At 69.1% G+C, this 12,236-nt stretch carries 10 protein-coding genes and 1 pseudogene; 5 read left to right on the top strand and 6 right to left on the bottom strand.

The genetic code is table 11. The features are described 5' to 3' along the window. Positions 1-52 precede the first annotated feature (52 nt). Positions 53-1,729 (top strand): AMP-binding protein, encoded by a 1,677-nt coding sequence (locus tag ABZ622_RS16615; protein WP_360543667.1) that lies wholly within the window; start codon positions 53-55, stop codon positions 1,727-1,729. Beyond that, the gene (locus ABZ622_RS16610) at positions 1,726-3,333 is read left to right on the top strand and encodes an AMP-binding protein (protein WP_360543665.1); all 1,608 of its coding nucleotides are present in this window, start codon (positions 1,726-1,728) and stop codon (positions 3,331-3,333) included. Before ABZ622_RS16615 ends, ABZ622_RS16610 begins: the two co-directional genes overlap by 4 nt. Positions 3,334-3,355: 22 nt before the next feature. On the opposite strand, the gene ABZ622_RS16605 is transcribed toward ABZ622_RS16610, so the two are convergent. From ABZ622_RS16605 to ABZ622_RS16595, 3 genes are all read right to left on the bottom strand, one after another. Further along, positions 3,356-3,574 carry a hypothetical protein gene (locus ABZ622_RS16605; protein ID WP_124721328.1) on the bottom strand — a complete coding sequence of 73 codons (219 nt, stop codon included), beginning with the start codon at positions 3,572-3,574 and terminating at the stop codon, positions 3,356-3,358. Between the two features lie 77 nt (positions 3,575-3,651). Then, positions 3,652-4,206 carry a GNAT family N-acetyltransferase gene (locus ABZ622_RS16600; RefSeq protein ID WP_360543663.1) on the bottom strand — a complete coding sequence of 185 codons (555 nt, stop codon included), beginning with the start codon at positions 4,204-4,206 and terminating at the stop codon, positions 3,652-3,654. 17 nt (positions 4,207-4,223) lie between these two features. Then, positions 4,224-4,934, bottom strand: a complete 711-nt coding sequence (locus ABZ622_RS16595) for a hypothetical protein (protein WP_360543962.1) — start codon at positions 4,932-4,934, stop codon at positions 4,224-4,226. Positions 4,935-5,304: 370 nt separating this feature from the next. Here ABZ622_RS16595 and gcl point away from each other — a divergent pair, with 370 nt between their 5' ends. Further along, the gene (gcl, locus tag ABZ622_RS16590) at positions 5,305-7,080 is read left to right on the top strand and encodes a glyoxylate carboligase (protein WP_360543661.1); all 1,776 of its coding nucleotides are present in this window, start codon (positions 5,305-5,307) and stop codon (positions 7,078-7,080) included. Positions 7,081-7,378: 298 nt separating this feature from the next. On the opposite strand, the pseudogene ABZ622_RS16585 reads toward gcl, so the two are convergent. Both ABZ622_RS16585 and ABZ622_RS16580 read right to left on the bottom strand, forming a co-directional pair. Beyond that, a pseudogene (locus ABZ622_RS16585) lies at positions 7,379-8,568 on the bottom strand (dihydrofolate reductase family protein). 32 nt (positions 8,569-8,600) lie between these two features. Continuing rightward, complete coding sequence (locus ABZ622_RS16580) at positions 8,601-10,025, bottom strand: helix-turn-helix transcriptional regulator (protein ID WP_360543659.1); 1,425 nt, start codon at positions 10,023-10,025, stop codon at positions 8,601-8,603. A 259-nt stretch (positions 10,026-10,284) separates the two neighbouring features. Here ABZ622_RS16580 and ABZ622_RS16575 point away from each other — a divergent pair, with 259 nt between their 5' ends. After that, the gene (locus ABZ622_RS16575; RefSeq protein WP_360543657.1) at positions 10,285-10,863 is read left to right on the top strand and encodes an ATP-binding protein; all 579 of its coding nucleotides are present in this window, start codon (positions 10,285-10,287) and stop codon (positions 10,861-10,863) included. A gap of 111 nt (positions 10,864-10,974) precedes the next feature. Further along, positions 10,975-11,742 carry a hypothetical protein gene (locus ABZ622_RS16570; RefSeq protein WP_360543655.1) on the top strand — a complete coding sequence of 256 codons (768 nt, stop codon included), beginning with the start codon at positions 10,975-10,977 and terminating at the stop codon, positions 11,740-11,742. Between the two features lie 34 nt (positions 11,743-11,776). Here the strand turns inward: ABZ622_RS16570 and ABZ622_RS16565 are convergent, their stop codons facing one another. Beyond that, complete coding sequence (locus ABZ622_RS16565; RefSeq protein WP_360543653.1) at positions 11,777-12,055, bottom strand: hypothetical protein; 279 nt, start codon at positions 12,053-12,055, stop codon at positions 11,777-11,779. Positions 12,056-12,236 lie beyond the last annotated feature (181 nt).

The raw sequence follows: 12,236 nt of genomic DNA, 5'->3' as shown, positions 1-12,236 counted from the left end.
CACTGTTTACATGATGTTAAGTGACCGGTCCGGTCCGCAATGAGGAGGGCACATGTCGGCAACGAGCGCGACGGAGACGTTCCGGGCCGCCCGGGACTTTCTGCTGAAGCACCGCGAGGACTACCACGCGGCCTACGAGGGCTTCAGCTGGCCCAGGACCGACCACTTCAACTGGGCACTCGACTGGTTCGACGCCATCGCGGAGAACAACGACCGCACCGCCCTGCACATCGTGGAGGAGGACGGCGGCCGCACCGAGGTGTCCTTCGCCCGGATGTCCGCCCGCTCCAACCGGGCCGCGAACTGGCTGCGCGCCCAGGGAGTCCGCGCCGGGGACCGGATCCTCGTCATGCTCGGCAATCAGGTCGAGCTCTGGGAGACGGCCCTCGCCGCGATGAAGCTGCGCGCCGTCGTCATCCCCGCCACCCCGCTCCTGGGCCCGGTCGACCTGCGCGACCGGGTGGAGCGCGGCCGGGTCCGGCACGTCCTGGTCCGGGACGCCGACACCGCGAAGTTCGAGGAGGTGCCCGGTGACTACACCCGGATCGCGGTCGGCGCCGAGGTGCCCGGCTGGCTCTCCTACGCCGGGGCCGACGAGCAGCCGGAGACCTTCGAGGCGGACCGGGAGACCGACGCCGACGAGCCGCTGATGCTCTACTTCACCTCCGGCACGACCGCCAGCCCGAAGCTCGTCGAGCACACCCATGTCTCCTACCCCGTGGGCCACTTGGCGACGATGTACTGGATCGGCCTCAAGCCCGGGGACGTCCACCTCAACATCTCCTCGCCCGGCTGGGCCAAGCACGCCTGGTCGAACCTCTTCGCGCCCTGGAGCGCCGAGGCGACCGTCTTCATCTTCAACTACACCCGTTTCGACGCGGGCCGGCTGATGGCCGAGATGGACCGCTCGGGCATCACCAGCTTCTGTGCACCGCCCACCGTCTGGCGGATGCTGATCCAGGCCGACCTCTCCCAGCTGAAGACCCCGCCGCGCGAGGTCGTGGCGGCCGGCGAACCGCTGAACCCGGAGGTCATCGAGACGGTGCGGCGCACCTGGGGCGTCACCATCCGGGACGGATTCGGCCAGACCGAGACCGCCGTCCAGGTCGCCAACACCCCGGGCCAGCTGCTGAAGGCCGGTTCGATGGGGCGGCCCAGTCCCGGCTTCAAGGTCGAGCTCCTGGACCCGGTCACCGGTGAACCCGGCGCGGCCGAGGGCGAGATCTCCCTCGATCTGTCCGGCCGCCCGGTGGGCCTGATGACCGGCTACCACGGCGACCCGGACCGCACGGCCGAGGCCATGGCGGGCGGCTACTACCGCACCGGTGACATCGGCTCGCGCGACGTGGACGGCTACATCACCTACGTCGGCCGCGCCGACGACGTGTTCAAGGCCTCCGACTACAAGATCTCGCCGTTCGAGCTGGAGAGCGCCCTGCTGGAGCACGAGGCGGTCGCCGAGGCGGCGGTCGTCCCCGCCCCCGACCCGGTCCGCCTCTCCGTGCCCAAGGCGTACGTCGTGCTCGCGGAGGGCTGGGAGCCCGGCCCGGAAACCGCGAAGGTGCTGTTCGAGCACTCGCGCTCGGTCCTCGCCCCGTACAAGCGGATCCGCAGGCTGGAATTCGCCGAGCTGCCCAAGACCGTCTCCGGCAAGATCCGCCGCATCGAGCTCCGCGAGCGGACCGCCAAGGGCACCGGCACCGAGTACGCCGAGGGTGATCTGCGATGAGCGAGCTCTCCTACGCGCACGGCACCGGCACCACCGCGCTCCTCGGCGACACCATAGGCCGCAATCTGGACCGCGCCATCGAGGCGTTCGGCGACCGCGAGGCGCTCGTGGACGTCGCGTCCGGCCGGCGCTGGACATACACCGAATTCGGCGCCGCCGTCGACGAACTGGCCCGGGCCCTGATGGCGTCCGGAGTGGCCAAGGGGGACCGGGTCGGGATCTGGGCGGTCAACTGCCCGGAGTGGGTGCTGGTCCAGTACGCCACCGCCCGCATCGGCGCCGTCATGGTCAACATCAACCCGGCGTACCGTGCGCACGAGCTGGCGTACGTGCTGAAGCAGGCCGGGATCTCGCTCCTGGTCTCCTCGCTCTCGCACCGCACCAGCGACTACCGCGCCCTGGTCGGCCAGGTCCGCGCCGACTGCCCCGTGCTGCGCGCCGTGCACTACATCGGCGACCCCTCCTGGGACGAGCTGCTGGCCACCGCCGGGTCCGTGACGATGGAGCAACTCGCCGCCCGTGAGGCGGAGTTGTCCTGTGACGACCCGATCAACATCCAGTACACCTCCGGCACCACCGGCTTCCCCAAGGGCGCCACCCTCTCCCACCACAACATCCTCAACAACGGCTATTTCGTGGGCGAGCTGGTCGCCTACACGGAACAGGACCGGGTCTGCCTGCCGGTCCCCTTCTACCACTGCTTCGGCATGGTCCTGGGGAACCTGAGCATCACCTCGCACGGCGCCTGCATCGTGATCCCGGCCCCCGCCTTCGAGGCCGCCGTCGTGCTCGCCGCGGTGCAGCAGGAGCGCTGCACCGCGCTCTACGGCGTCCCCACCATGTTCATCGCGGAGCTGAACCTGCCGGACTTCGCCTCGTACGACCTCTCCTCGCTGCGCACCGGCATCATGGCCGGATCCCCCTGCCCGGTCGAGGTGATGAAGCGGGTCGTCGCCGAGATGCACATGGACGAGGTGTCCATCTGCTACGGCATGACGGAGACCTCGCCGGTCTCCACCCAGACCCGCCGCGACGACGACCTGGAGCGCCGCACCGGCACCGTCGGACGGGTGATGCCGCACATCGAGGTCAAGGTCGTCGATCCGGTGACCGGGGTGACGACGGAGCGCGGTACGGCCGGTGAACTGTGCACCCGTGGCTACAGCGTGATGCTCGGCTACTGGGAGCAGCCCGAGCGGACCGCGGAGGTCATCGACGCCGGCCGCTGGATGCACACCGGAGACCTCGCGGTGATGCGCGAGGACGGCTACGTACAGATCGTCGGCCGGATCAAGGACATGATCATCCGTGGTGGCGAGAACGTGTATCCGCGGGAGATCGAGGAATTCCTCTACGGCCATCCGAAGATCGCGGATGTGCAGGTGGTGGGCGTACCGGACGACACCTACGGCGAGGAGATCCTGGCCTGCGTGATCCCGCGGAGCCCGGCGGACCCGCCGACCCTGGACGAGGTGACGGACTACTGCCGCGAGCAGTTGGCGCACTACAAGATCCCGCGGCGGCTGCGGATCCTGGAGACCTTCCCGATGACGGTCAGCGGGAAGGTCCGGAAGATCGAACTGCGGGAGGGCTACGGGCAGTAGAGCCGGAGCGCCCCGGGCGCGGTCAGGCGGCCTCGATGATGTCGCCGGTGCCGCCCCGGGTCGCGGCCGCCCACTCGATCAGCAGGACCTCGTAGGCGGCGGACTCCACGGAGGACCAGTCCTGGCCGGCGCGCGCGTCCACGAACGCCCGTATCGCCTCGTTCGCCCGGGCGGCGGACGGGGGTGCCGGGCGGGTCGTGCGCGGTCGGTCGTCGGGTGTGTTCCGTGGAGTTAAAGCCATGCGCACCACTTTAAGGCCCACCACTGACAGTGGGTCGAACATTTGTGGCCCCCTGGCTCGAACGTGACGGATTGCACTCACTGTTGCCGGTCGGCTCCGGTGAGCTGCCGGAGGTGCCCGGAGTGCGGGATCTCGCGCCGCATGCAGACCCGTGGCCAGTGATCCAGGCCGTGTTCGGCCTCCTGTGCCCTGATCTTCCGCAGCCCGTCGGTGAGTTCGCCGTCGTCAAGGGCGCGGAAGCCGAGGCGGGCGTAATACGGCGCGTTCCAGGGGACGTGGGAGAAGGTCGTGAGCGTGAGCGCGCCCAGACCGCGCTCGCCCGCCCACCCGGCGAGATGGTCGATGAGAGTGCCGCCCAGGCCGCGCCGCGCGGCGGACGGGTGCACGGAGACCTGCTCGATGTGGGCCGCCCCGTCGACCGGGTCGGCGATCAGATAGCCGACCGGGCGGTCGTCCGGGTCCGCGGCCACCCAGGCGCGGCCGGCCCGGCGGTAGTCGTCCAGCAGCCCGAGTGCCGGAGGGTCGTCGTCCGCGATGGCGGTCATGCCGAGGGTGCGGAACGGTTCGCCGGCGGCACGTTCGATGTCCTGGAGCAGCGGGAGGTCGGTGCGGCGGGCAATACGGATGCGCATGGCGCCAGTATGTCGCCTCAGGCCCCGGTGCTGAGCAGCTCGTCGGCCGGGCTGTTGACCGGCTGCGGGGTTCCCGCCGGGTCCATCACGAAGAGCGGCATGCCCAGGCCCTCGGCGCGCGCCGAGGCGTCCGGCGCGTAACCCGGGAGCGAGAAGAAGATGCCGGTGACCGACGCGCTGAGCGCGTTCAGCCAGAGGCACTCGACATCGCGCAGGGCGGTCGGGCGGGCGACCGTGTCGACCCGGGCGACGACCCCGGAGGCCCGCAGGTCGATCCGTGCGGGGGAGGGCTTCGAGGACTGCACCACGTCGCGGTAGCCCAGCCAACTCAGATACCGGGCCGCGGTCGCCAGGGCGTCGCCCGCGCCATGGATGGCGACGGCGCGGAACGCGGGCCGGGGCGCCGGGGCCGTGCGCGGCAGCGGGATGTGCGAGGGGCCGGCCGGGCCGGGCTCGTCGTCGGCCGCCGTCACCGGCCGGACCGGGACGCGCAGCACCGTCCCGCACGGGCAGCACAGCTCCGGCTGCGGCCACTGGTCCCGGCGCCCGCAGGAGGGACAGCACACCGTCACCCAGTCGTCGTTCCAGGTGCGGTGGGTGATCGGCACGGCCCGGGCGCCGGGGAGCAGGGGCGGGGCGGTCGGCGCGCCGCACGGGCAGGGGTAGGACGGCGGACTGTAGGCGTGGTCGCGGCGGCAGGCCGGGCAGCGTACCGGCACCGACTCCACCATGTTCTCCCTCCGGCCCCGGGTGCGCCCCGGCGTTCTGTGCCGACGGTCGCTCTCCCGGCGCACCGCAACCCTTGCGCACCGGCCGTGACGGGCCGGCTCCGCTCCGGACCCCATCGTCCACCAAGAGCGACGTCCTGGGGAGGGACTTGGCGTACTCCGCGGGCGGACGCGTGTATCGGTGGCCACGCGTATCGGTGGCCGAGGGCGTCGGTGGCCGGCTGCGGCCTCTCTTGACGGTCGCGGGAGCGCACTTTAGATTTACTTTCGTATAGCAGAATCAAATTTCCGTAATGCGGAATTGGTGCTCTCAGGTGGCGCGACAGAGCCCGACTCCACCAGGCCCGAGCAGGAGCACTCAATGCCTCGAATGACCGCTGCCCGAGCGGCAGTTGAGATCCTCAAGCGCGAAGGCGTCAGCAACGCGTTCGGTGTGCCGGGCGCGGCGATCAACCCCTTCTACGTGGCCCTCAAGGCCTCCGGCGGGGTTCATCACACGCTGGCCCGTCACGTCGAGGGCGCCTCCCACATGGCGGAGGGCTACACCCGGGCGCGCCCGGGCAACATCGGCGTCTGCATCGGCACGTCGGGACCGGCCGGCACCGACATGATCACCGGCCTCTATTCCGCCATCGCCGACTCCGTCCCGATCCTCTGCATCACCGGCCAGGCCCCGACCGCGGTGCTCCACAAGGAGGACTTCCAGGCGGTCGACATCGCCTCGATCGCGGCGCCCGTCACCAAGGCCGCGACGACCGTCCTGGAGGCCGCGCAGGTCCCCGGCGTCTTCCAACAGGCGTTCCACCTGATGCGCACGGGCCGCCCCGGCCCGGTCCTCATCGACCTGCCCATCGACGTCCAGCTCACCGAGATCGAGTTCGACCCCGACCTGTACGAGCCGCTGCCGGTGCACAAGCCCGCCGCGACCCGCAAGCAGATCGAGCGGGCCCTGGAGCTGCTGAACGAGTCCGAGCGCCCTCTGCTCGTCGCGGGCGGCGGCATCATCAACGCCGACGCGTCCGGGCTCCTCGTCGAGTTCGCCGAGCTGACCGGCGTCCCGGTCGTCCCGACCCTGATGGGCTGGGGCATCATCGCCGACGACCACGAGCTGAACGCGGGCATGGTCGGCCTGCAGACCTCGCACCGCTACGGCAACGCGAACTTCCTGGAGTCCGACTTCGTCCTCGGCATCGGCAACCGCTGGGCCAACCGCCACACCGGCAGGCTGGACGTCTACACCGAGGGCCGGAAGTTCGTCCACGTCGACATCGAGCCCACCCAGCTCGGCAAGATCTTCGCCCCCGACCTCGGCATCGCCTCCGACGCGAAGGCGGCGCTGGAGCTGTTCGTCGAAGTAGCGCGCGAGCTGAAGGCGGCCGGGAGGCTCAAGGACCGCTCGCGGTGGGCCGCCTCCACCCAGGAGCGCAGGGCGACCCTCCAGCGCCGCACACACTTCGACAACGTCCCGCTGAAGCCTCAGCGCGTCTACGAGGAGATGAACCGCGCCTTCGGCCCGGAGACCCGGTACGTCACCACGATCGGCCTCTCGCAGATCGCCGGCGCGCAGATGCTGCACGTCTACCGGCCACGCCACTGGATCAACTGCGGCCAGGCGGGCCCGCTCGGCTGGACCGTCCCGGCCGCGCTGGGCGTCGCCACCGCCGACCCGGACGGCTCCGTCGTGGCGCTCTCCGGCGACTACGACTTCCAGTTCATGCTGGAGGAGCTGGCCGTCGGCGCACAGCACCGTATCCCGTACGTCCACGTCCTGGTGAACAACTCCTATCTGGGGCTGATCCGCCAGGCGCAGCGCAACTTCGACATCGACTTCCAGGTCAACCTGGAGTTCGAGAACCTCAACTCGCCGGAGCTCGGCGTGTACGGCGTCGACCACGTCAAGGTCGTCGAGGGCCTGGGCTGCAAGGCCATCCGGGTCACCGAGCCGGACCAGCTGCTGCCGGCCTTCGAGGAGGCCAAGAAGCTGGCCGCGGAGTTCCGGGTGCCGGTGGTCGTCGAGGCGATCCTGGAACGCGTGACGAACATCGCGATGAGCGGTACGGACATCGCGTCCGTCACCGAGTTCGAGGACATCGCGACGGACCCGTCCCACGCACCGACGGCAACCAGGCCGTACGCGGAGGCCTGACGTCGGAGGGCTTGCGGCCAGCCTCCCGAGGAGCACCTACCGACCCCCGTAGGTGCTCTGCGACACCGGCTTTAGGAGAGCGGTTGTCGCGTCAACCGGCCCACTCGGCGTGAGCCTCGAAGTGCCGAGTTCCATTGCTCGTCCGACAAGCCACTCGGGGATGCCTCACGCTCGCTCACTCGGTTCGATGAATAGATCGGCGGCTTCGGACGGGCTGGTTCCGACCACGCGCACAGCAGCAGTTGGGAGGAGGGGATTTACAGCCGACGCGCAGCAGGCGCGCTGTCACGATCGGCGCTCAAAGCAGGTGCCGGTTGGTGGACTGTGCGGCGCTTGCGTACTCGGGCATCGTCACGACGTTTACGTTGGCCGCTTCGAGTGTCTCGGTTCCGTTTGCTTCGGCGACGAAGGTGTCCGGTTCGGTCCAGGCCGTGACCACGCGATGCAAGCCGGATTCCTCGATGAGCTGGGCGCAGGGGCGAGGGCGGGATGCTCGTTTTGCGCAGGGTTCCAGGGAGCTGTAGATCGTGGCGGTTGTGAGGCGGGGGTCCTGGGGCGGCAGTTTGGCCAAGGCGGCCTCTTCGGCGTGGTCGTGTGGGTCGGTTTGCCGGGAGTAGCCGTGGGAGAGTTCGGTTCCGTCGGCGGCGACGATTACCGCGCCCACGCTGAACGCGGTTTCCGAGGGCGGGCACAGGGCGGCCAAGTGGCAGGCGCGGGCGAGCCATCTGCCGTCGGCGGCGTTCGGCTCGCGGCCTGTGCCCGGGGCGTCGGGTGAGGGGGGCGTTGTGCTCATCGTGGCTCCGTCGAGGTGTCCTTGGGGGCGTACCTCAGGAGTACCACGTCGTCGATCTGGCGCGTCTCCAGCAGTCGTAGGCGCGCGGCGGGGCCGCCGGGGTAGTCGGCCGGGCCGAGCATGCGTACCGCGTCCGGCTGGCCGACGAGCAGCGGGGCAACCACGAGCTGCAATTCGTCGGCCAGTCCCGCCGCCAGGAGCTGAGTGTGGACGCTGCCGCCGCCTTCCACCATGAGCCGCTTGATGCCATACACATCGCCCAGGACGTCGAGAGCGGCCGGCCACACGGCCTCGGTGGGGACGGTGTGGACCGTCGCCAGGTCGCCGAGATCGGCGCGGGCCTTGCTGGTGGCCGCGTCGCCTGCGGCCAGGACGAGCTTGTCCCCGCCGTGATGCCAGAACTTCCAGTCCGGGTCGAGGTCTCCCGTTGCGGTGACGGTGGCCTTTAGCGGGTATCCCGACTGGCCGGAAGCCAGCCGGGCCGCCCTGCGCTGTGCCGAGTTGACCAGCAGGCGCGGGTTGTCGGCGCGCAACGTCCCGGCGCCGACGAGGATGGCGTCGACACCGGCGCGTACGGAGTCGACCCGGTCGAAGTCCGCTTTGTTGGACAGCATGAGCCGGTCCTCGCCCGGGCGGGTGTCGAGGTAGCCGTCGATCGATACTGCCGCTGACAGCAGGACGTACGGGCGTGCCATGGGTGTCTCTCCAGGATGGTTGCGCCGATGGGTCAGGCAGGTTGCAGGACGATGCGGTCGAGCGCGGCTCGGAACGCGGCCACGTCGTCTTCATCGGCTGCGGGGGCCAAAGCCGCGTCGAGTCGGTCGAGCTGGCTGAAGATGCGTGCGGAACCGGTCTCGGCGGCGATCCCCACAGCCTGTACGCCGATTCGAGCGGCCAGGGTTACGTTGCCCGTACCCGCATGTGCGCGGGCAGCGCGAGCGAGGTAGACCCCCCGATCACGTCGATAGGCCGCCGGGAGCCCCGCGATGGCGTTGTCGAAGCCGACTGCCGCTTGTTCGTAGTCGCCCAAGGCGGCAAGGGAGCGGGCTCGTGCCGTATCGATGTACGCCGTATCGAGCCAGGAGCCCCAGACGGAATCGTTGTCCGCACGACCGAGAAGCGTGAGTGCGGTGTCGTAGGCCCTGTGTGCTTCGCCGCGTTCGCCGAGCGCGGCATGCGCATGAGCTTCGTGCACAACGGCGATGACTTCGAGACGGCTTCCGGCAGGAGCAGTGCGTCGGGCGGCGGCAGCGAGTCCGAGGGCGTCGGCTGCGTACCCGGTATCGACCGCGAGCTGGGCCTTGCGCCCGAGGATGTAGGAGGTGAGAGCGGTGTCACCGGTGATGTGGGAGGCGTCGAGTGCCTTGGCGGTATAGCCGTGGGCGGCACGGTCGTCACCGATGTCCTGGGCGAACCAGCCCGCCAGTTCCTCGTACCGCGTCTCAAGAGCGAGAAGCTTTATGGTGTCAGTGCCACGAGCGGCTCGGCGTCGTGAGGCGAGAGAGACGAGATGCTGTTGCAACGCGGGCAGCAGATGTCGAGGGCCGATCAGGTTGTCCGTCTGGATCATGACTCGGCGGAGCTGGGAGAAGTGCTCCAGGGGAGACCCCATGTCGGCGAGCTCGTCGGCGGCTGCTGCTCTTATGGGAAGAGCCGTTGAGGCCAGACCGGCAAGCCCGGAGGCAAGAACAACGCGGCGGGGCACGGGCACGAAGTGAATCCTTCCGTTGATACGAGCCGGTACGACGACCAGGTCCGTGTCGCCCTCACCTAAGCCTGCCTGCTCGAAGGGACTCAGAGCCAGGGGCTCCGGATGGATGGCCCCATGACCCCTTGCCTTGGCCCCATGAACTGGTGCCTCAGCTCTGGACACCGGAGCGGACCCGTTCCTCTGGGCTTCGAATTCGGCCCTGTCCCAACCCCGCACCAGCGCGCCGGCGGCATCGAGGGCTTTGTCGAGGCGCACGGCAGCGGAGCGTGGAACGGGACGTTCGGCACGCTCGAAGCGTCCGATATGGGAGCGGTCGATCAACGCCTTCCGAGCGAGGACCTGCTGAGCGAGTCCGCGGGCCTCGCGGAACTGACGTAGCTCGTAACCCCAGCAGTGCCACGGGCCAGCATCGGGCGTCAGTTCATTCGGCCGCTGCCCCATATCTCCTCCTCCCTCGTTGCGGTGCATTGCCGAGCGAGGACCGACGCCAATGGGGCCGGACCAGTCCCAACGGGGCGCGTGGGGCCATCAAGTGGGGCCCCACGCAGGGCCTCCCGGTGGGCTGCCCCATCGATTTCACTATGGGCACGAGTCGTTCACACGCTATCCGAACGACCCAAGCGGCGATCCCTCTTCTCATCACGATGGGTGATCGTGTAGTCGCTCGTCATTCCCATTTGCTCAACTCGGGAGGTCTGCCATGCCCCACGAACAGCCCCGGAGATGCCGGCTCGCGTTGGCGGATACGCCCAACGCCGTGGCTCTGGCGCGGCTGCACACTGCCGATGTTCTTTCGGGCTGGGGAGTGTCTTCCGACACTGTCGAGACGGCGCAACTCCTGGTGTCGGAGCTGGCCACCAACGCTGTGCGGCACTCGGAGGAAGGCGAGGCGTCGACGCTTCCGTTCTCGTCGCAGAGCAGCGTGCAGACCTTCGAGCTGTTACTCGAGGCTGTGTCCGGCGCCGTCAGGTTGTCGGTGTGGGACCGCGATGTGAGGCCGCCCGTTCTGAAGGAGGTCGGCGTCGACGCGACTGGCGGGCGCGGAATCTTCATCGTGGCGGTGATGAGCAGGGCCTGGGGGTACTACCCGGCTCGTAGCGCGCCGGGGAAAGTGGTGTGGGCCGAGATCGCGCTCGATGCCACAGATCCGAACGAGGACCACGACGCTTCGGCGTCGTCCCCGGGCCAGCCCGCAACGGATGGCCTCCCGGCGTCCAAAGATGCACGGGCCGACCCGAACTTGATCGGTCGCGTACTCGTCGGCATCAAAGATCTCTGAGTGCGCCGACCGACTGCCTGGGCGACTGCGCCACCGAGCTGCGGACACCGTCTTCCGCCCGCGCAGGAAGTCCCCGAGCCACTGACCACCACATAAGCAAGCCAAGACCCTGTGAACCACAAGCAGGTGTTCGACCTACCTGACGAGGACTATTCGATGACAAACTCGCTGACGGCCGCGGTGGCCACGGCTCGCGCGCTGAAGCTTGTCCTGGAGTACGCCGGTATCGGCTTCGAGTTGGAGGAAGGCCCCGCGGTGGGTGGCTGCCGCCTGCGGTTGACACCCTCGGCCGCTCACCCCTGGACGCACGGAGACGTGCGGGCCCACTTGCTCGCCGAAGGCATCACCGTCGAGGTGGCACGCCTCGAAGAGCCGCTGCCTTGCCCCGGCCACGAGCTGCTTCTCACCCTGCCTTCGGGACAGGAAGTCCGAGCCCTCGGGCGACTGTTGGAGACTGGTCTCACCGAGGTGCAGAACGCGGCATTGCAGCTGCATCGCGCTCTTGCCCGCATCGGCGTCGAGCGGCATCTGGACATCCAGACCATGGGGAGCCGGGCCCTCATCGACATCGGCATGTTCGATACGGGCGCGGCCACGCTCCTCTGCCGCAGTCTCGGCGGTAACGAGTCGGTCTTGTGCGACCTGGACCTCGGGGACTGGCACGACCACGAGCGGTTCGCCCGGGAGCTGCAGCGCGTGGTTACCGCGACCGGCGATGTGCTGCTTGTCGAGTCGGTGCCCACCTGCGGGCACTGTCTGGGTCGGCACGGCGGCAACCGCATCCGCTTCGACTACCTGGATGCCGACGACGCGCTGCTCCTTGCGGACACGCTGCACCGGACCACCGCATCGGCAGGCTCGGTCCGGCCCGGCAACTGATGGGTACATCGTGGATGCCGCGCTTCCCCGCTTCTCATGGGGAGTTGGGGACCTGGGCAGAACCGGCGAACGTCCGCTCCACCACGTCGAGCCGCTCCGTCCACCAGTGCAGAAGCGCCTCGTCGGCGATGTACAGCTCATCGCAGGAGTCGTCGTTCCGGTCGTAGTGGAACTCCAGCTGCCAGAAGTCCGTCATCCGCTTCCACCACAGGCGGCGCGCGGTGTCTGCCAGATGGGCCGACTCCAAAGACATCACCGACTGATAGCCGGCCACGAACGTCGCCACCCGCTCCAGGTCGAACACGCCCTCCACCCCGAACTACACCTGCGCTGTACGAACGACTTCTTCCGCGTACGGGCGACTCCCAGCCGATCGCAGTCCAGGGCGGCAACCAGCTCGGGTCTGTACGGTCAACGGTGTAACTCCCGAGCTGGAAGCGACAGTTGATGACTGACGTGATGAGTGACATCGAGGCCGGGGAGGCCGCCGTGGA

Source organism: Streptomyces sp. NPDC007164, assembly GCF_040634135.1.
Lineage (GTDB): Bacteria > Actinomycetota > Actinomycetes > Streptomycetales > Streptomycetaceae > Streptomyces > Streptomyces sanglieri.
This window is presented reverse-complemented; position numbering and strand designations above follow the sequence as displayed.

Excerpts from the sequence above, each read along its gene's own strand:
- ABZ622_RS16615 (WP_360543667.1), top strand. The coding sequence starts at position 53 with ATGTCGGCAACGAGCGCGACGGAGACGTTCCGGGCCGCCCGGGACTTT.
- ABZ622_RS16610 (WP_360543665.1), top strand. The coding sequence starts at position 1,726 with ATGAGCGAGCTCTCCTACGCGCACGGCACCGGCACCACCGCGCTCCTC.
- ABZ622_RS16605 (WP_124721328.1), bottom strand. The coding sequence starts at position 3,574 with ATGGCTTTAACTCCACGGAACACACCCGACGACCGACCGCGCACGACC.
- ABZ622_RS16600 (WP_360543663.1), bottom strand. The coding sequence starts at position 4,206 with ATGCGCATCCGTATTGCCCGCCGCACCGACCTCCCGCTGCTCCAGGAC.
- gcl (WP_360543661.1), top strand. The coding sequence starts at position 5,305 with ATGACCGCTGCCCGAGCGGCAGTTGAGATCCTCAAGCGCGAAGGCGTC.
- ABZ622_RS16580 (WP_360543659.1), bottom strand. The coding sequence starts at position 10,025 with ATGGGGCAGCGGCCGAATGAACTGACGCCCGATGCTGGCCCGTGGCAC.
- ABZ622_RS16575 (WP_360543657.1), top strand. The coding sequence starts at position 10,285 with ATGCCCCACGAACAGCCCCGGAGATGCCGGCTCGCGTTGGCGGATACG.